Origin of the sequence: Brevibacterium picturae, from assembly GCF_900105045.1 — a bacterium.
Lineage (GTDB): Bacteria > Actinomycetota > Actinomycetes > Actinomycetales > Brevibacteriaceae > Brevibacterium > Brevibacterium picturae.
In genome coordinates, this window is record NZ_LT629739.1 from 977,391 (window position 1) to 995,808 (window position 18,418).

The 18,418-nt window shown below is 63.0% G+C and carries 12 protein-coding genes and 2 pseudogenes; 8 read left to right on the forward strand and 6 right to left on the reverse strand.

Annotation, left to right across the window (positions count from 1 at the left end; all coding sequences use genetic code 11):
* Window positions 1-6: 6 nt before the first annotated feature.
* Window positions 7-3,441 (forward strand): bifunctional proline dehydrogenase/L-glutamate gamma-semialdehyde dehydrogenase, encoded by a 3,435-nt coding sequence (locus BLT92_RS04600; RefSeq protein WP_197679662.1) that lies wholly within the window; start codon window positions 7-9, stop codon window positions 3,439-3,441.
* A gap of 59 nt (window positions 3,442-3,500) precedes the next feature.
* Here the strand turns inward: BLT92_RS04600 and BLT92_RS04605 are convergent, their stop codons facing one another.
* Window positions 3,501-4,682, reverse strand: a complete 1,182-nt coding sequence (locus BLT92_RS04605; RefSeq protein ID WP_092103579.1) for an FAD-binding domain — start codon at window positions 4,680-4,682, stop codon at window positions 3,501-3,503.
* A gap of 243 nt (window positions 4,683-4,925) precedes the next feature.
* On the opposite strand from BLT92_RS04605, the gene BLT92_RS04610 reads away from it, so the two are divergent.
* Complete coding sequence (locus BLT92_RS04610; protein WP_092103581.1) at window positions 4,926-7,736, forward strand: ExeM/NucH family extracellular endonuclease; 2,811 nt, start codon at window positions 4,926-4,928, stop codon at window positions 7,734-7,736.
* A gap of 25 nt (window positions 7,737-7,761) precedes the next feature.
* Here BLT92_RS04610 and BLT92_RS04615 read toward each other — a convergent pair whose 3' ends face one another.
* Genes BLT92_RS04615 through BLT92_RS04625 form a run of 3 tightly spaced genes read right to left on the reverse strand, consistent with a single transcriptional unit; the run spans window position 7,762 to window position 11,723 of the window.
* Window positions 7,762-8,928, reverse strand: coding sequence for a PrpF domain-containing protein (locus BLT92_RS04615; protein ID WP_092103583.1), 1,167 nt, complete (start codon window positions 8,926-8,928; stop codon window positions 7,762-7,764).
* The gene (locus BLT92_RS04620; protein WP_092103585.1) at window positions 8,925-10,199 is read right to left on the reverse strand and encodes an MFS transporter; all 1,275 of its coding nucleotides are present in this window, start codon (window positions 10,197-10,199) and stop codon (window positions 8,925-8,927) included. Before BLT92_RS04620 ends, BLT92_RS04615 begins: the two co-directional genes overlap by 4 nt.
* 60 nt (window positions 10,200-10,259) lie before the next feature.
* Window positions 10,260-11,723: a benzaldehyde dehydrogenase gene (locus BLT92_RS04625; RefSeq protein WP_092103588.1), complete on the reverse strand. Its 1,464-nt coding sequence runs from the start codon at window positions 11,721-11,723 to the stop codon at window positions 10,260-10,262.
* A 194-nt stretch (window positions 11,724-11,917) separates the two neighbouring features.
* Here BLT92_RS04625 and BLT92_RS04630 point away from each other — a divergent pair, with 194 nt between their 5' ends.
* Complete coding sequence (locus BLT92_RS04630) at window positions 11,918-12,691, forward strand: IclR family transcriptional regulator (RefSeq protein ID WP_092103590.1); 774 nt, start codon at window positions 11,918-11,920, stop codon at window positions 12,689-12,691.
* Window positions 12,692-12,715: 24 nt separating this feature from the next.
* Here BLT92_RS04630 and BLT92_RS04635 read toward each other — a convergent pair whose 3' ends face one another.
* Window positions 12,716-12,979 carry a DUF2277 domain-containing protein gene (locus BLT92_RS04635; RefSeq protein WP_092103595.1) on the reverse strand — a complete coding sequence of 88 codons (264 nt, stop codon included), beginning with the start codon at window positions 12,977-12,979 and terminating at the stop codon, window positions 12,716-12,718.
* A 142-nt stretch (window positions 12,980-13,121) separates the two neighbouring features.
* Between BLT92_RS04635 and BLT92_RS04640 the strand changes: the two genes are divergently transcribed.
* Window positions 13,122-13,334 (forward strand): hypothetical protein, encoded by a 213-nt coding sequence (locus BLT92_RS04640; RefSeq protein WP_092103597.1) that lies wholly within the window; start codon window positions 13,122-13,124, stop codon window positions 13,332-13,334.
* Window positions 13,335-13,419: 85 nt separating this feature from the next.
* Here the strand turns inward: BLT92_RS04640 and BLT92_RS04645 are convergent.
* Window positions 13,420-14,226 (reverse strand): annotated as a pseudogene (locus BLT92_RS04645) (SulP family inorganic anion transporter); the annotation flags it as partial.
* Window positions 14,227-14,467: 241 nt separating this feature from the next.
* On the opposite strand from BLT92_RS04645, the gene BLT92_RS04650 reads away from it, so the two are divergent.
* The 4 genes and pseudogenes from BLT92_RS04650 to pstB form a co-directional block, all read left to right on the forward strand.
* On the forward strand, window positions 14,468-15,415 hold the full coding sequence (locus BLT92_RS04650) for a PstS family phosphate ABC transporter substrate-binding protein (RefSeq protein ID WP_092103599.1): 948 nt from the start codon (window positions 14,468-14,470) through the stop codon (window positions 15,413-15,415).
* Window positions 15,416-15,435: 20 nt separating this feature from the next.
* Window positions 15,436-16,392, forward strand: a complete 957-nt coding sequence (gene pstC / locus BLT92_RS04655) for a phosphate ABC transporter permease subunit PstC (RefSeq protein ID WP_092103601.1) — start codon at window positions 15,436-15,438, stop codon at window positions 16,390-16,392.
* Entirely contained in the window at window positions 16,392-17,297 is a 906-nt protein-coding gene (pstA, locus tag BLT92_RS04660; protein ID WP_092103603.1) for a phosphate ABC transporter permease PstA, read from the forward strand. Before pstC ends, pstA begins: the two co-directional genes overlap by 1 nt.
* Before the next feature lie 113 nt (window positions 17,298-17,410).
* Window positions 17,411-18,169: pseudogene (pstB, locus tag BLT92_RS04665) on the forward strand (phosphate ABC transporter ATP-binding protein PstB); the annotation flags it as partial.
* Between the last annotated feature and the right edge of the window lie 249 nt (window positions 18,170-18,418).

The following is an 18,418-nucleotide window of genomic DNA, read 5'->3' on the forward strand; positions in this document are numbered from 1 at the left end:
GAGCAGTTGTTGCACACAGACTCCGATCTTGATCAGCTCACCAGTCGCTCCATCGACACAGTCCGCAGATGGCTGCGCGTGGCGACGAGCAAGACCACGGCGAAGAATCCCGCAGCCGAGCGCCTCTCCGCAGTTCTCTCCGACCCCAATGGGCTCGATTTCACCGTCGGGTTCGTCGATCGGGTCGTGCGCACCGATGACGTGCACGCCGCCGCCGATGCGCTGACCGAGGTCGGCAAGCTCGCTCCCGAGACGATGTCGTTCCTCGACCGCGCGCAGATCAAGGCCGGTGCTGCGCTGGCCAAGGTGGCCCCGCAGGTCGTCGTGCCCGCTGCCCGCACCCGCCTGCGCCAGATGGTCGGCCACATGGTCGTCGACGCCCGCGATAAGCAGTTCGGCAAGGCCGTGGCCGCACTCACCGCCGACGGGCACCGACTCAACATCAACCTCCTCGGCGAGGCCGTCCTCGGGGACTCGGAAGCCGACCATCATCTCGAAGAGACCCACCGGCTGCTGGCCCGCGAGGATGTCGACTACGTCTCCGTCAAGGTCTCCTCGGTCGCCTCCCAGATCTCGATGTGGGCCTTCGACGAGACCGTCGACTACGTCGTCGAACGACTGCGCCCGCTCTACCAGCAGGCCGCGAAGGCACCGACCGGATCCAAGTTCGTCAACCTCGACATGGAGGAGTACCAGGATCTCGAGCTCACGATCGCGGTCTTCACCCGCCTGCTCGCCGAACCGGAATTCAAGGACCTCGAGGCCGGAATCGTCATCCAGGGCTACCAGCCCGACGCACTGGGCGCTGTCCAGCGCCTGAGCGAGTTCGCCAATGAGCGCGTCGCCAATGGAGGCGTCGGAGTCAAGGTTCGTCTGGTCAAGGGCGCGAACCTCGCTTTGGAGACCGTCCACGCGGAGATCGCCGGCTGGCCCGCAACGGTCTGCGACTCGAAGCAGTCCACCGATGCGAACTACAAGCGCGTCCTGCACTGGCTCTTCACCCCGGAACGGATGAAGGGACTGCGCATCGGCGTGGCCGGTCACAACCTCTTCGACATCGCCTTCGCCCACCACCTGTCGCTCGACCGGGAGGTCACCGACCGCGTGGAGTTCGAGATGCTGCAGGGCATGGCCTCCGAACAGGCCGCTGCAGTGACCGAGGACGTCGGTGACCTCCTCCTCTACGTTCCGGCCGTGCATCCGAAGGAGTTCGACGTTGCGATCTCCTACCTCGTGCGCAGGCTCGAGGAGAACTCTTCTCACGAGAACTTCATGTCAGGCATCTTCGACCTGGCCAACGGCAACGAGGTCTTCGTGCGGGAGGCGGAGCGCTTCCAAGCCGCCGTCAAACAGCTCGAGGACATCCTCGCGGAAGATGGGGAGAGGGCGCCAGCGCCGAACCGGTCCCAGGACCGTTCAGCCGAGCGCGACGTGCCCGCCCCCGTCCCGTCCGAGTTCTTCAACGAGCCCGACACTGATCCCTCGCTGCCGGCGAACCAGGCATGGGCCAGGCAGATCATCGCCGAGGCGACCGCTCCCGGTTACCTCGACGATCGGCCCAAGACGCCGAAGGTCGAATCGGCTGCGAAGCTCGATGAGATGATCTCCGGCGGTCGCAAGGCGGCAGAAGCCTGGCGCGCGCTCGGTGCCACCGGGCGCGGAGAGATCCTCCATCGCGCGGCGGAGGTCTTCGCCGCCCGTCGCGGTGAGTTCATCGCCGTCGCGGCCGCCGAGGTGGGCAAGATGCCGTCTCAGTCCGATCCCGAGATCTCTGAGGCCATCGACTTCATCCGCTACTACGCGCTGGGTGCTGCCGAGCTGGAGAACCTCGAGGGCGCGAACTTCGTCCCCGATGAGATGGTCGTCGTCACCCCGCCGTGGAACTTCCCCATCGCCATTCCCACCGGTGGCACCGTGGCGGCACTGGCCGCTGGTTCGGCCGTCATCCATAAGCCGTCGAAGCCCGCACCGCACTGCTCGGCGCTCATCGTCGACTGCCTGTGGGAGGCTGGCGTTCCCACGGACGTGCTGCAGCTGTGCACTCCGGCCGACAGGGACCTCAGCCGCCACCTCGTCGCCCACCCTGACGTCGATCGCGTCATCCTCACGGGTGCCTCGGAGACGGCCGCGCTGTTCAAGTCCTTCCGCCCCGACCTGCATGTCAACGCGGAGACCTCCGGCAAGAACGCCCTGGTCATCACGCCTGCGGCCGATCGCGATCTGGCTGTGGCCGATCTCGTGCACTCGGCCTTCGGCCACGCCGGACAGAAGTGCTCGGCCGCTTCCCTGGGCATCTTGGTCGGGTCGACCCACGACTCCGAACGCTATCGTCGCCAACTCGTCGATGCCGCCTCGTCGATGGTCGTCGACTGGCCGGCGAATCTGTCCGCCACGATGGGGCCGCTGACCGAGGATCCCTCCGACAAGCTCGAGCGGGCGCTGACCTCGCTGGAGCCGGGCGAGTCCTGGCTGCTCGAGCCTAAGCAGCTCGATGACACGGGCCGCCTGTGGAGTCCGGGAATCAAGGAGGGCGTCAAGCCGGGATCGTTCTTCCACCTCACCGAGGTGTTCGGCCCGGTGCTCGGCCTCATGCACGCCCGTGACCTCGACGAGGCGATCGAGTTCCAGAATGCCGTGGACTTCGGCCTCACCGGCGGCATCCACTCCCTCGACCCGGAGGAGGTGCGCACCTGGCTCGACCGTGTCCAGGTCGGCAATGCCTACGTCAACCGCGGCATCACCGGCGCGATCGTGCGGCGTCAGTCCTTCGGCGGCTGGAAGCAGTCCTCCGTGGGGCTCGGTTCGAAGGCCGGTGGCCCGAACTACCTCATGCTCTTCGGCCACTTCACCGATGATCCCTCAAGTCTGCCGGGCGCGACTGACACGAGTCAGAACCTCGAGCTGGCCAAGGCCGACGACGACCGTTGGCTGGCCCGCGAATTCGGGGCGGCGAAGGACCACACCGGACTCCATGCGGAAGCCAACATCTTCCGCTACCGGCCCCGTCCCGTGACCCTACGAGTGACCTCGGCTTCGTCCCTGTTCGACCTCGAAAGGTCCGTCCACGCTGCGAAGTCAGTCGGGTCGACGGTACAGCTGTCCGTCGCCGAGGATGTCGCCTCCGAGGTGAAGATCGCCGTCACGAATGCGGGAGTTGCAGCCCGCACCGAGTCCGCGTCGACGTTCTCCGACATGGTCAGCGAAGGCCGCTACGACGATTCCGTCGGCGCCCGCATCCGGGTGCTCGGTCCGCAGGAGCCCGAGCTGCTGGCCGCGAGCGCACCCCGTCCGGAGGTCGCGGTCATCGATGAGCCGGTAACCTCCTCGGCGCGGGTGGAGATGCGGTACTACGTGCAGGAGCAGGCCGTGTCGATGACACTGCACCGCTTCGGCAACCCCAGCCGCACCTTCCACGAGCTGGCCGCGGAACTCAAGGCCTGAGCTGCTCAGGGCCTGAGCTCGGGCGCCTGGCCGGGCCGCCTGGTTTCAGGCGCCCGGTTTCAGGCGCCCGGCCAGTCTGGGAGTTCGATCGGATCTCGCAGACTGCGTCCCATGGTGAGATTCGCGACGGGCGGGAATCCCATGGACCTCATCAGAGTGTTTCGCAGGACGAGCTGCAGACGGTTCGGCGGGGCGAAGGCCGTTCCGAGCCCCTTGGCCGCGTCCTGTTTGCTGCCCACCATGGGCATCAGCCGACGTTCATACGCGTCGAAGGCTCGGCGGTGGTCATCCGGCGTGGCAGTCAGTTCAGCGGCCAGAACGTAAGCTTCGACCATGGCTAGCGCCGAGCCCTGGCCGGCCAACAATGACGGGGACGCCGCGGCATCACCGATCAGTGCAACCCTGCCGCTGGTCCACGAAGGCATCCGGATCTGGTTCGCCCGATCGAGGTAGAGCGTCCGTGCCTGCGGCAATCTGTCGAGGATCGCAGGGATCTCCCACCCTGCTCCCGCCAGACTCGATCGCACCAGCTCCCGTTGGGCCTCGACATCATCAGCGGGGAGGCGGCCATCATGCCGGAAGGTGAGCATGAACATCGTCAGGTCATCACGCAGCGCGACACGGATCGCCTGAAACCCGACCTCGGCATGCATGACGGCGACAAGTTCGTCCCGTGGTCGGTAGCCGGCGACATCGAATGCCGCGACAGCGATCCCGAGATCGCGCTCGAACCCCGACTCCTCACCGAAGACCAGCTCACGGACGCGGGAGTGCAGACCGTCGGCACCGACGACGAGGTCGAACTCCCGTGGGGCAGCATGCTCGAACTCGACACGCACGCTGCGCTCATCCTCGGTGAACCGGGCAATGGTGTCACCGAAGATCGTCTCGACCCTGTCGTCGAGGCAGTCATAGATCGCGGCGGCGAGGTCTGATCGAAGGATGCTGACATATCGTTCGCTGGCTCCAGCGACGAAACGCTGGGTATCGAGCGACGCGACTCTGTGCCCGTCTGCTGCGACGTCGCGGGCCTCCGCGAGCTGATACCCTTCGCTCAGCAGACGAGGCACGAGCCCCATCATTTCGGCGACGTCGAATCCGGTACCCCAGAAGTCGATGAGATACCCGCCTCTGCGCAGGCCATGTGCATGTTCGACGAGGGTGGGCTCATGCCCCGCCTTCTGCAGCCAGTATGCCAGCGTGGAGCCAGCGATTCCGGCACCGACGATGAGCACGCGCATCTTCTGCCTCCCCGCAGATCGGTGATCAGACCACCAGTGTAGAACTCCCGGCACTGGCGACATCACCCTCGACGAGACTCATTTACAGTGCCCGCATCGTCGGCGCTGACCACATCCGCACGTCTAGTACAGTAATTTCACACCGTATTCACAAGGTCGTCACCGATGTCGACCTCTCACTGGATAATGTGCATGCGTGCGCGCCGTCATCTTCCGCGGTGCCCAAGATTCCGAAAGGCTCCTATGACAGTCTCCAAGACGGCCTCGTCGTGCGCGGCGCTCAGCCTCGTCGCAGCGATCGGCCTCACATTTCCCGCAGCACCGGCGGCCGCCGCCGAGGACCCGCACATCAGCGAGATCGGCTACACGCTCGACACCGACTTCATCGAGATCGCAGCCGACCCCGGCACCGACATCTCAGGATGGACGATCGGGTCCGTCACTCGCGGCGGCAGCGTCCACGCTGCGGAGAACACGACGATTGTGCCCGAGGGCACCACCGTCGGCGACTCCGGTGCTCTGGCTATCGACGTGTCGATCACGAACTCTGTGAAGTCCGGGAATGCCGCCGACGGCAGCTACGGCTCTTCGGCCTTCGCCATCGATGATGACGGCGTGCTCGTCGGCTTCGAACAGATCGGCGGAGTGATCGACGGCGCGGGCGTGACGGGCAAGTCGAACAAGAACACCCCGGACCCCGTCGTCGGCGAAGAGGCCGCACCCACGGGAGCCACCGCCTCGGGCGGACAGACCATCCAACTCGTCGACGGTGCCTGGACATCCGCTGCTCCCACCCCGGATGCGCTGCCCGGTGACGACGGAGGCGATGACGACGGGGACACCCCGGTGCCTGAGGACGTCACCCCGGTCGCCGATGTCCAGGGCACCGGCAATGAAAGTCCGCTGCAGGGTGAGACCGTCAAGACGCAGGGCGTCGTCACGGCTTCTTACCCGAGCGGCGGTCTGAACGGCTACTACGTGCAGACGCCGGGCACAGGCGGCGCCGATGATGAGACTCCCGGTGCCTCGGACGGCGTCTTCGTCTACTCGCCCGACACAGTCGCCGGTGTCAGCATCGGCGACCATCTCGAGCTGACAGGTTCCGTTTCCGAACGCTATGGACAGACTCAGGTCTCCGTGGGCGCCAACGATGTGACGAGCGTGGATGAGCCCGCCGAGGCGGTCAAGCCAGTCGAGGCCGAGTTCCCTGACGACGCTGCCGCACGGGAATCCCTCGAAGGCATGCTCCTGCAGCCCGGCGGTGAACTGACCGTGGCCGACAACTACAACACGAACACCTACGGCGAAGTGGTTCTGGCCACCGGCGAAGGAACCCTCCCGCAGCCCACCGATGTCGCCCGACCAGGAAGCGCGGAGGCCAAGGCCGTCGAGGCCGAGAACCTCGAACGTGAGGTCGTCCTCGACGACGGTGCGACAGTGAACTATCTCGAGAACGACAAGGACACTGTCCTGCCATACATCTCTAATGACTCCCCTGTGCGGGTCGGCGCTCAGGCAACGATCACCTCGCCGGTGGTGCTCGGTTTCGATCACGAGAAATGGCGGTTCCAGCCCACTACCCGCCTGACCGGGGACAACGCCGAGGCGATCCAGCCTGCCAGCTTCTCCGACACTCGGACCGAGGCACCAGAGGACATCGGCGGCCAGGTCAGCCTGGCCAGCTTCAACGTCCTCAACTACTTCACCACCACCGGCGACCAGCTCGAGGGATGCGAGTACTACGACGACCGCGAGGGCAACCCCATCACCGTTCGCGGCGGCTGCGACGCTCGCGGTGCGGCGAACGCGGAGAGTCTCGAACGCCAGGAGGCGAAGATCGTCACGGCCATCAACAAGCTCGATGCCTCGGTCGTCTCCCTCATGGAGATCGAGAACTCCGCCGCCTTCGGCAAAGATCGCGATGCCGCGCTGGAGACTCTGGTCGATAGCCTCAACGAGGCCGCTGGCGAAGAGAAGTGGGACTTCGTTCCCTCCCCCGCCGAGGTGCCTGCAGATGAGGACGTCATCCGAACCGCCTTGATCTATCAGCCCGCCGAGGTGGCCCCGCACAAGGATTCCACGATCCTTGACGATGAGGAGGCGTTCTCGAACGCGCGCGAACCCCTCTCGCAGGCGTTCGCACCGAAGGACGAATCCGGTGAGCTCGACGTCGACAAGACATTCGTGACGATCTCGAACCACTTCAAGTCCAAGGGCTCAGGCGAAGGCCCGGGCAACGAGGACAACGGTGATGGGCAGGGCAACTCCAATGCGGACCGCGTAAAGCAGGCGAAGTCCCTGGTGGAGTTCGCCGGCGAGCAGCAGGAAGCCGTCGACAGCGACTTCGTCTACCTGCTCGGTGACTTCAACTCCTACACGCAGGAGGACCCGATGCAGGTCTTCTACGAGGCCGGTTACAAGGACGTCGCGTCGGAGATGACGGACGAGTCGACCTACGTGTATAAGTCCCGGACGGGCAGCCTCGACCACGTGCTGGCGCTGGATGCTTCGGACGGGCCGAGCGCCTTCGACGCGATCACCGGTGCCGATGTCTGGAACATCAACTCGGTCGAGGCTCTGGCACTCGAATACAGCCGCTTCAACTACAACGCGGGTGACTTCTACGCTCCCGACCAGTTCCGCGCCTCCGACCACGACCCTGTGGTCGTCGGACTCTTCGAGCCCGAGGATGACGGCGACGGCGCCGACGGCGGAAGTGATGCAGCAGAGGCCTCAGCTGAGACTGATGGTGGAGATGCTGATGCTGGTGGCGCATCCGACGACGGCACAGACGCAGATTCTTCAGCCGGAGCGGACTCGGATAATTCCGGGAGTGCGGATTCCGACAATGCGTCGAGTGGCACATCGACCACAGACGCAGATGGTTCGTCGACTGCTGCCGGTTCTTCGACCGCAGAGGCAGGGCCCGGTGGCGACCTGCCTCGCACTGGCGTGGATCCGGCACTGACCATCTCGATAGCAGCCGGGCTTCTCCTCATCGGAGCCAGCATCGTCGCCGTCGTGCGCAGGCGCAGGCTGGGTGGGCGAGGCTAGCCCCGTTCTGGATGGGCCACCAACCTCAGGCTTCCACGGCGACCTGACCCCGCATAAGCACCCGTGCGGTGCGGAACAGCGAAGTCGCAGTGACCGTCGCCTGCTTTTCGTCCCAGACAGCCGCGGCCGTCACGACTCCCGAGGGTGTGCCGAGGCGCACCTCGGGTCCGGCCGTCGAATGATCCGAGCGCCTGATGATCCCGTTGACGATTGTGCCGGGGATCTGCGCCGCTGCCTCTAAACACATGGCACCGGTTCCCGGGACTGCCTTGTGCGTCTGTCCCATCGAGATCATGCGGACGACGACGTCGGAGTCTGTTGCCTCGAGAGTGGTGCCATCGAGGAGAGTCGTCGGCGTCTGTGAGGTCACGACGGCGACCTTAGGCACGACCTGCGGGGCTGTCTCTGGTGTCTCACACAGCCCCATCCGGACAGCCGCCTTGCGCCGCAATTCCTCGATCATCAAGGTCGAGGGACGGTTGGCGTCGATGGACTCCGGTGACTCATCGCCATTGAGACTGATCGCGTCGGCTGGAACGATGACCACCGGCAGTGCCGCGTCGACCATGGAGACGTTGAACATGCGTCCGTCGACATCAATCGAATCGGAGGCGGCTCCCGTGGGCAGAATCCCCGAGGTACGACTACCCGCCGGATCGGGGTAGATGAGTTCGATCGGTGCCCCAGTGCCGCTGACACCGGTGAGTGCGAAGTCGCCCTTGACGGCGGCCTGACCATCGACAACGGTGAGGCCGACGTCGACGAGCTTGCCCGTATTCGTGTTGAATAGCCGGAAGACGTGCCATCCATCGGCTGCGGAGATGACACCGGCCAGCAGTGCGAACGGCACGACACCCGAGGACAGATTTCCGCAGTTGCCGGAGTAGTCCACGACCGCCTCGGCGACGGAGACCTGACCGAAGGTGTAGTCGAGGTCGACGCCTGCCCGCGTTGACGCGGACACCACCATCACCTTCGACAGCGAGGAGATCCCTCCGCCCATGCCATCAAGCTGACGGCCGAAGGCGTCTGGGGAGCCGAGCGCAGAACAGAAGATCACGTCCCACGCCGAGGTATCACCGGCAATTCCAGGGGCCGGCTCCGCGTCCAGGGTGGGCAGAGCATCGGCACGGAAGTAGAGTCCCTTGCTCGTGCCTCCGCGAACGAACGCGGCATCGATCCAGTCAGTCATCGTCCGGCGTGGTCCACGGCCTTCGGAACGATGACCATGGCGGCGAAGCCGAGGACGGCGACGACGGCGAAGAGGTAGAAGCCCCACGGGTAGGCGATGCCCGCTGTGACCAGGGTGCCGGTGATGAACGGGCCGACGATGGCGCCGATGCGTCCGACTGCCGAGGCCATGCCGATCGCCGTGCCGCGCGCGGTGGGCGGGTAGATCGCGGACACGAAGGCGTAGACGAGCACCTGGGCGGAGAAGACGAAGACACCGGTGATGAAGACCGCGATGTTGAGCAGGATCTGACTGGTCATGGGAATGCTCAGGGCGGCGAGGAACACGGCCGCGAGGAGGAACCACATGAGCACGATCGGTTTGGTGCCGTGTTTGTCCGCCAACCAGCCGGCGATGACGAGACCGACGACGGCACCGACGTTCATCACGAACAGCATGACGAGGGAATCGGAGACCTCGTAGCCGGCATCGGCCATGATCTTCGGCAGCCAAGTGTTGAGGCCGTAGACGAGGAGCAGGCCCATGAAGCTGGCGGCCCAGACGCCGATCGTGACCAGCTTGAACCGACCCACGAACAGCCCGGCCATCCCGGTCTTCGGGGCGACAGGCGCTGCATCGTCATCTGCGGTACCAGCGTTGCCGGCGGGTGCTTCCTTCTCAACCCGAGCATCGACGAACGCCTGGGATTCTGGCAGCTTCCACCACAGCAGTGGGACGAGGACGAGGCCGGCCACGCCACCGGCGATGAAGAGCAGGTGCCAGTTGTGCGAGTAGAAGACCGCGAGCAGAGAGATCGCCACGGCGCCGGCGTGGTAGCCGGTCATCGTCAGCGTCGTCGCCTTGCCGGTCTTGCCCGACTTGTTGTGCTCACTGATGTAGGCGAGGCAGCCGGGCATCACAGCACCCAGCGCCAGCCCGGCGATGAAGCGGAAGGTCGTGAACAGTGCGACGTTCGGGGAGAACGCCACGAGCAGCGTGAAGACGGAGAAGAAGAGCACGCAGAAGATGATCGTGTAACGACGTCCGAACCGGTCGGCGACCGGTCCCACCGCCGCTGCACCGAGGCCCACACCCACCAGGCTCAAGGTCGCCACGAGCGTCGCGGCCTCGGTGGTGAACCCGAGGGAGTTGGTCGCCAGGAGTTCGGGGATCACGGCCCCGAGCACGACGAGGTCGAAGCCCTCGAGGGCGACCGCCAGCCAACATAGGATCGCCGGCCAGCGGGTATCGGCCGCCGTTCGGGTGGCGGGGGCTGCGGCAGGTGTGGACATCGAAGTCTCCGGTCGTTGGGTCAGTCGTTCAGCTGGTCAAGGAATCAGTGCTGTGAGAAATCAGAACGGGTATGGCGCGATCTGCGAACGCATCGTGACCCACTGGGTCTCGGTGAAAGCTTCGATGTTGGCGTCCGCCCCACCGAAGCGGGACCCGTTGCCGGAGTCCTTCGTGCCGCCGAAGGGCACGTTCGCCTCATCGGAGACCGTCTGCTCATTGATGTGGACCTTGCCGGTGTCGACGAGGTCGGCCAGTTCGATGGCCATTCCCACATCGCCGAGGATGCCCACGGACAGACCGTATTCACTGGCGTTGACCAGTTCCGCGGCCTCCTCGAGCGTCGAGAAACGGCTGACGGGCGCCACAGGGCCGAAGATCTCCTGCGTCCACGCCGGATTCGACGGGCTCAGGTCGGCCAGGACCGTCGGCGGGACGAAGGCTCCTTCGCCGGTTCCTCCGGCTGCCAGTCGTGCGCCGTCGGCCTGTGCCTGATCGATGACATCGCGGACGTTCGTCCGCTGTTTGTCGTCGATGATGGGACCCAGCGCGACCTCCTCGGTGGCGGGATTGCCCACGGCTAGGTTCCTGGCACGCTCGGACAGCTGCTCAACGTATTCGTCGTAGATGGACTCGTGGACGAGGTGGCGGCCCGTGGTCATGCAGATCTGGCCCTGGTGCATCCAGGAACCGAAGGCTCCCGCCGAGGTGGCCGGACCGACCTCTGCCCCAGGGAGGACGACGAGTGCGTTGTTTCCACCCAGTTCGAGGTGGCAGCGCTTGAGGAGGCGCCCGGCGGACTCGCCGACCTTGCGTCCGGCCGCGGTCGATCCGGTGAAGGAGATGACCGAGACCTCGGGGGCCGACACCACTGCTTCGCCGGCTTCCCGACCACCGGGCAGCACCTGCAGGAGCCCTTGGGGAAGTCCCGCCTCGGCGAAGATCCGAGCCAAGGTGACGCCGCCGCAGACAGCGGTGCGTGGGTCCGGCTTGAGCAGGACCGCATTGCCCAGGGCGAGCGCCGGGGCGACGGAGCGGATCGAGAGGATGAGCGGGAAGTTGAACGGAGCGATGACGGAAACGACTCCCGCGGGCACCCGGCGGGAGAACGACCAGCGAGGCTCGTTCGAAGTCAGGACCTGTCCCTTGGGATGGCTGGGCAGGGCGGAGGATTCGTAGCAGATCTGCTCTGCGGAGCTGACTTCGAGCCCTGCCTTGGCCGGGATGCCGCCGGACTCGCGGATGATCCAGTCGGAGATCTCTTCGGCGTGCTCGGCCCACAGAGCGCCGGCCCGGCGGAGGACGGCGGCACGCTCGGCAGGTGGCGTCTTCGCCCATTCCTTCTGCGCGGCCGCTGCACGGGTGGCGGCCTTGTTCACGTCATCGGCATTCGCCGCACCCAAGCGGCCCAGGCTCTCCCCTGTCGCCGGTTCGATGACGTCATAGGACTCGTCGGCACCGTTCGTCCATGCGCCGGTGAAGATCTTGCCCTGCCACTGGGTGCCTAGGAAACTGTTCTCGCTCATGTCTTTCTCCCCTGTTCCTTCGCTGGTCGGGTTGTGACTGTTGTGGCGTCCGCTCCTTCGAGGTCTGCCTTTTCGGGCATGGGTGATGCACGTGACTGCCACACTTATCGGCCACAATAGTGATGCGGACCACGAGGAGCCATCGCAGGTCCATTCATTGAGAATACATATGGTCCGGGGATACGATTGCGGCTATGGCGAACTCTCAATCGGGCGATTCCATGATCGATCGGCTGGTCCGGGTCCTCGGGGCGTTCGACCCTGATCATCAGAGCCTGAGCACCGAGGAGCTCTCCGATCGCGCGGCGCTTCCGAAGTCCACGGCGTACCGGCTGATCAACGACATGATGCGACACAATCTGCTCCAGCGCGACCCCAACGGTCGGCTCAGAATCGGAGTGGGAATGTGGGAGTTGTCGAACCGCGCCTCCGATGCTGTCGACCTGGCAACCGTGGCCAGACCGCACATGATGGCGGTCCACGACTTCGTCGGCGAGAACACTCAGTTGGGGATCCTGCGCGAACGCGAGGTCCTCATCATCGAGAGGATGTCGAAGCCGACGGCGGTCATCCACCGATCGAAGACGGCCGGGAGACTTCCCGCCCATGCATCCTCGTGCGGGTTGGTGCTGCTCGCTCACGCTCCGAAGCACGTGCGCGAGGCCTATCTGCGCGGACCGCTGGCCGCGATCACCGAGAAGACGACGACCGACCAGGCCGTGCTGCGAAAGATGCTGGCCACGATCCGGACCTATCACTTCGCGGAACTCGTCGGCCATATCGATGACGGCACCACGGGAATCGCGGTGCCCGTCTTCGACGGCAACGGGCTGACCATCGCCGGCCTCGGAGTTGTCGTCGACTCCGAGCATCACGTGGGTGGACCGGCGATCATGCAGGCCCTGCGCACCGCCTCGGCGGGAATCACGAAGGACCTCGAGGCTCAAGGGAAGTCTGTGGTGGACTGAGTTCACCGCGAGTCACTGCGATCGTCATGCGCGGGCTTCGTATCTGGCTCGTCGCTTCTCAGCTTCGACCTCCCTGTTCTTCGGCGGAGCATTGGTCACCAGCGCGTCGAGGAGATGCTGTGTGGTGTGGGCGATCTCTTCGACCGCCTTGTCGAAGGCCTCCGTATTGGCTTGGGACGGTTTGGTCGTGCCGGCGATTTTGCGCACGTACTGCAAGGCTGCGGCGTGAACTTCGTCGGTGGTGGCGTGGGGTTCGAAATTATGAAGGGTTCTGATGTTCCTGCACATGCTCCAACGGTACGCCGCGGAGCTGACACAAGGTAGAGGAGCATCACAGCGCAGAGGACTGACATGAGGCAGATCGGTGCCGACGCTACACTGAGCCGAGAACTCCCAACGTCCTATCCCCGACCCTCAACAGCGGAGAATCATGACGGAACGACAGCAGCTCCCGGGCATGGCCCTGACGCCGACCCAGGTGGCGAGCGTGCGATCGCTGCGATACGACTTCTCGCAACTTCTCATGGAACATCGCTTCGTCATCGACGATGTCAGTTTCAGAAGGCGGCTGCACAATTTTCAAATGTCGCCTGCGCGCCCTGTCGTGCGCCCGGTTCAACCCGTCGCCGTACTCATGTCCTGACGGGTGTCGATACGCCTTCAACATTCCCCAACGTGTGCGGAAGGCTCGGAGCGTCGCTTTGGATGCATTGCTGACAGACCTGGGTTTAGTGGCCGTCGCCGAGGCCACCGGTGAGTCGAGCGTGGAAGGCTGTGGTGTAGTCGTTCATGCCGACAAACTCGACAGCCTTACCGTGGTGTTCGTATTTCGTTTCGATCGTATCGAGTGCGGCAACAGTCGACGCGTCCCAAATGTGGGACTTCGTGAGATCGATGACCACCCGATCCGGATCATCAACATACTCAAACAGCGTGGTCAGGTCATTGCTGGAGGCAAAGAGCAGCTGTCCTTCAACCGTGTAGTGAGCGACCTGTACCCCGTCGTGTTCCTGGATCTCCCTCCGAACGTCGATGAGGTGGGCAACGCGACGGACGAACATCACCGAGGCCACGAACACGCCGACAACGACGCCGATAGCGAGATTGTGAGTTGCGACGACCACTGCGACGGTGATGACCATGACTGCGGTTTCGCTCTTGGGCATGCGCTTGAGCGTGGAGAGCTTGATCGAGTGCCAGTCGAAGGTTCCGACCGAGACCATGATCATCACAGCGACCAGTGCGGCCATCGGGATGATCGCCACGATGTCGCCAAAGGCGACGATGAGGATCAGCAAGAACATTCCTGCAAGGAAAGTTGATATCCGGGTGCGCGCACCGGAGGCTTTGACGTTGATCATGGTCTGCCCGATCATGGCGCAGCCACCCATTCCGCCGAAGAATCCCGAGAGAATGTTCGCCACTCCCTGACCCCAGCCTTCACGGGTCTTGTTTGAGTGCGTGTCGGTGACATCGTCGACAAGCTTTGCCGTCATCAACGACTCCATGAGTCCAACGAGGGCCATCGCCAGAGAGTTACGTTCGTGTAGCACTTCAATTTAGACCAAACGCGATTTGGACTGAATCCACATACACCGCAGTCGCCCACATTGACTTCCAGTCAGCGCAAAAGAGGATTCAGTCCCAAGCCACGTTCAGTTCACCTCACATTCATATAGGCGATCTTCAATATGAAACGTATAGATGAATAACTATCTGACTGCTGCTTTGTAGCGATCTGTGATGGCCCTGACGGGTCCTAACTGAAGGTGGAACGTGAAGAAGAATTTTGCACAATTGTCCTCCGCATGTTTTATCGGAGTTGCCGCGCTGGCCCTCGCCGCATGCGGCGGGCAGAATGCCGGCTCATCCGACGGCGGTAGCGGCCTGTCTGGCGAGGTGACGACAGATGGATCATCGACCGTCGCCCCACTGACTGAGGCGGCCGCGGATATGTACCGCGAGGTTGAACCGGGAGTGAACGTGTCAGTCTCTACATCAGGTACCGGCGGTGGCTTCAAATCGTTCTGCGCTGGCGAGACTGATATCTCCAATGCATCGCGACCAATCTCGAAGGAAGAAATTGCGGACTGCGAATCCAATGGTGTTGAGTACACCGAAATCGTCGCCGCGAACGACGGGCTCTCCGTCATTGTGAATCCAGAAAACGACTGGGCGACGAATCTGACCGTGGAGCAGCTGCAAAAGATTTGGGCACCCGAGTCTGAAGGAAAGATCACGAACTGGAACCAGGTCGACCCGTCCTTCCCTGACGAGGAATTGACCTTGTTCGGGGCCGGTACCGACTCCGGGACGTTCGACTACTTCACAGAGGCGATCAATGGCGAAGAGGGAGCGATTCGCACTGACTACAGCCCGTCCGAAGACGACAACATCACTATCCAAGGTGTGTCTGGCGCCAAAGGAGCCGTTGGCTTCCTCGGGCTCAGCTACGTCGAAGAAAACGAGGGGGCCATCAAGGCGACCTCTGTTGACGACGTGACTCCCAGCACAGAAACCGTTCAGGATGGCAGCTACACTCCACTAGGCCGGGAGCTGTTCATCTACGTGAATAACTCGTCTTACAGTGAAGACGAAGCGGCTAAGTCATTCGTAGACTTCTACGTTGAGAACTCCACCGACGTGGCCGATCGAGCGCTCTTCGTCCCACTCACCGAGGACCAAGTGACCACTGCACAGGATGAGCTCGCCAGCCTCGGCTGAGCACATTCGCCTGCATAACTATGACTATCACCTCAGCCGGTACTCGCCGCCCGACCACAAGGTCGGACGGCGAGGCCCCCGTCCTCTTTGCCTCGCGCCGCCGATGGTCCGAATCGGTGATCAAACTCGTACTGCGGTTAGCCGCGATTCTCACCATCGCCACGACCGTTGGAATACTCATCGCGCTCGTCATACCGTCGATCTCGTTCTTCAGCGAAGTCTCCATCATAGAATTCCTCTTCGGCACGCGATGGGCTCCCCGCTTCGCCCAGGCATCATTCGGCGTCGTTCCACTCATCACCGCTACGCTCTGGACGACAATGATTGCGCTGATCGTTGCCGTACCCCTTGGTCTCGGGGCCGCGATTCTGTTGTCAGAGTACGCTCACCCGCGTCTTCGCAAGATCCTCAAGCCGATGCTCGAGATCCTCGCGGGCGTGCCAACGGTCGTATACGGGTTCTTTGCACTGCAATTCGTTCAAACAACCGTTCTACGAGAATGGTTGGGACTACCGACACAGGCCTTTAGCGTCCTGTCCGCAGGACTGGTCATGGGAGTCATGATCGTGCCTACCATCGCTTCGCTAGCAGAGGATGCGATGTCCTCGGTACCGAGCGCATTGCGCCAAGGCAGCGCAGCACTTGGAGCCAACCGCATGCAGACTTCCCTGCGTGTCGTGTTCCCGGCTGCCCTGTCGGGAATCGTCGCCGCCGTCGTGCTCGGTATTTCACGAGCAGTCGGCGAAACGATGATCGTCGCGATCGCGGCGGGAAATCAGGCGCAGATCGTCGCTAGCCCATTGGACCAAGGACAGACAATGACCGGTTTCATCGCGAATGCCGCGCTCGGAGACTCCCGTGTGGGAAGTCTTGAGTACAACACTCTATTCGCCGTGGGGCTGCTGCTGTTCCTCCTCACCATGCTGATCAACGCCATCAGTATCGGATTCGTTCGACGATATCGAGAGGCCTACTGATGAAGGCTGACAACCGAACCTCAGAAAGCGACATTCGCCCTCTGAAGTTGGGAGGAAATGCCGAGCGGGCGCCGCGCCCGCTGATCTTCCTCGGGTTGCTGTGGTTATCGCTCCTGGTTGCCTTCAGCGTCCTCGTCACGCTCCTGGTGACGATCCTGGTCGAAGGACTCCCGGTGCTGAGTTCCGACCTGGTGACGGAGTACCCATCTTCACGACCCGAAGAAGCCGGCGCACGTCCGGCTATCCTGGGCTCTGTTTGGGTCATCATCACTACTGCAGTGCTCACTCTTCCATTGGGAATCGCTGCCGCTGTCCACCTCGAGGAGTTCGCAGACAAACACAATTGGCTGAACCGTCTGATCGAGCTCAACGTCCAGAACCTCGCTGCCGTACCGTCGATCATCTACGGCCTCCTGGCGTTGGGGTTTCTCGCCATGTTGCAGGTCGACAACAAGAACATCGTCATCGGCGGTGCTCTCGCGCTGTCACTCCTCATTCTCCCCGTGGTGATCATGGCTACCAGGGAAGGCCTGCGCGCGGTGCCTCGAGAGATCCGTGACGCGTCACTGGCGCTGGGAGCGACAACATGGCAGACAGTGTGGCGTCAAGTGCTACCTGCATCGGTCCCATCGATTGCCACCGGCTCGATTCTCGCACTCTCCCGTGCACTCGGAGAGGCAGCTCCACTCCTCGTCCTTGGGGCACTGGTATACATCACATTCGACCCCAATGGGCTGCTCAGCGGCTACACCACGCTTCCGATCCAGATCTTCAACTGGACCGGAAGGCCACAAGAAGGATTCCATCAGCTCGCCGCGGCCACCAGTGTCCTCCTGCTGATTGTCCTTCTTCTCATGAACGCTTTAGCCATCTATATCCGCAACGCCTACCAGAAAAGGTGGTGACCATGAGTGACACGACTACTCAGTCCAGCTCGTCGCCCGAGCCGCGCCCACACTTTCACGCTGCAAACCATGGAAACCTTCCTCCCGTATCAAACCAACTCCTCGGTTGCGAAGACCTCGATGTCTACTACGGAGCGTTCCGTGCTGTGACGGAAGTAGATCTCGAGTTCAACCGGAATGAAATAACCGCGCTGATCGGACCATCCGGCTGCGGAAAGTCGACACTGCTGCGATCCCTGAATCGAATGAACGATTTGATCGACGGCGCACGCGTTGAGGGAACAGTGAACTTCATGGGTCAGAACATCTATGCCAAGGGAGTCGACCCTATTGAGGTCAGACGGCGCATCGGCATGGTATTCCAAAAGCCCAACCCGTTCCCGAAGTCAATCTACGACAACATCGCCTACGGCCCCCGAGTCACTGGAATGTCGGTGAGCTCAATGGATGACCTGGTCGAGGAATCCCTCACTAAGGCGGCGCTGTGGAGCGAGGTCAAAGATAAGCTCAAGGCCCCCGCCTTCGGACTATCAGGTGGACAGCAGCAGCGCATGTGCATTGCACGAACCATTGCGGTCAAGCCCGAAGTGATCCTCATGGACGAGCCGTGCTCGGCACTCGATCCCATCGCGACCATGCGAATCGAAGACCTCATGCATGAACTACGAGAAGACTTCACCATCGTGATCGTCACTCATAACATGCAGCAGGCGGCTCGAGTCGCCGATCGCACAGCATTCTTCACCGCACACGCCGAAGAGACCACGGGAAATCGCACCGGCGTATTGGTGGAGTTCGACCGAACGGCAGAGATATTCGAGAATCCGAAAGACAAGCGCACCGAGGACTACATCTCAGGTAGGTTTGGGTGAGCCAGGTCGTTTATGGGCAACGTCGCCTGTTTGTCCTGGGAAACAACGAAGCAGTGCGGGCAGCCGCGGCAGAGTTCCGATACATCGGGGCAAGCGTCACCCTATGCACACGCGTCACAGATGCCCTCGCCGGTCTCGCCCGCGAGCCCGACACCATGCTGATTGTCTCTTCCGACCTCCCTACTGAAGCAGTGACTATTGCCGTCGAGCTGGCTGCTTCGATCCGTCAGCGCAGTGTTTTTCTCGGAA

Excerpts from the sequence above, each read along its gene's own strand:
- BLT92_RS04605 (WP_092103579.1), bottom strand. The coding sequence starts at position 4,682 with ATGCGCGTGCTCATCGTCGGTGCCGGAATCGCTGGCTCCACGCTGGCA.
- BLT92_RS04610 (WP_092103581.1), top strand. The coding sequence starts at position 4,926 with ATGACAGTCTCCAAGACGGCCTCGTCGTGCGCGGCGCTCAGCCTCGTC.
- BLT92_RS04615 (WP_092103583.1), bottom strand. The coding sequence starts at position 8,928 with ATGACTGACTGGATCGATGCCGCGTTCGTTCGCGGAGGCACGAGCAAG.
- BLT92_RS04620 (WP_092103585.1), bottom strand. The coding sequence starts at position 10,199 with ATGTCCACACCTGCCGCAGCCCCCGCCACCCGAACGGCGGCCGATACC.
- BLT92_RS04625 (WP_092103588.1), bottom strand. The coding sequence starts at position 11,723 with ATGAGCGAGAACAGTTTCCTAGGCACCCAGTGGCAGGGCAAGATCTTC.
- BLT92_RS04630 (WP_092103590.1), top strand. The coding sequence starts at position 11,918 with ATGGCGAACTCTCAATCGGGCGATTCCATGATCGATCGGCTGGTCCGG.
- BLT92_RS04635 (WP_092103595.1), bottom strand. The coding sequence starts at position 12,979 with ATGTGCAGGAACATCAGAACCCTTCATAATTTCGAACCCCACGCCACC.
- BLT92_RS04640 (WP_092103597.1), top strand. The coding sequence starts at position 13,122 with ATGACGGAACGACAGCAGCTCCCGGGCATGGCCCTGACGCCGACCCAG.
- pstC (WP_092103601.1), top strand. The coding sequence starts at position 15,436 with ATGACTATCACCTCAGCCGGTACTCGCCGCCCGACCACAAGGTCGGAC.
- pstA (WP_092103603.1), top strand. The coding sequence starts at position 16,392 with ATGAAGGCTGACAACCGAACCTCAGAAAGCGACATTCGCCCTCTGAAG.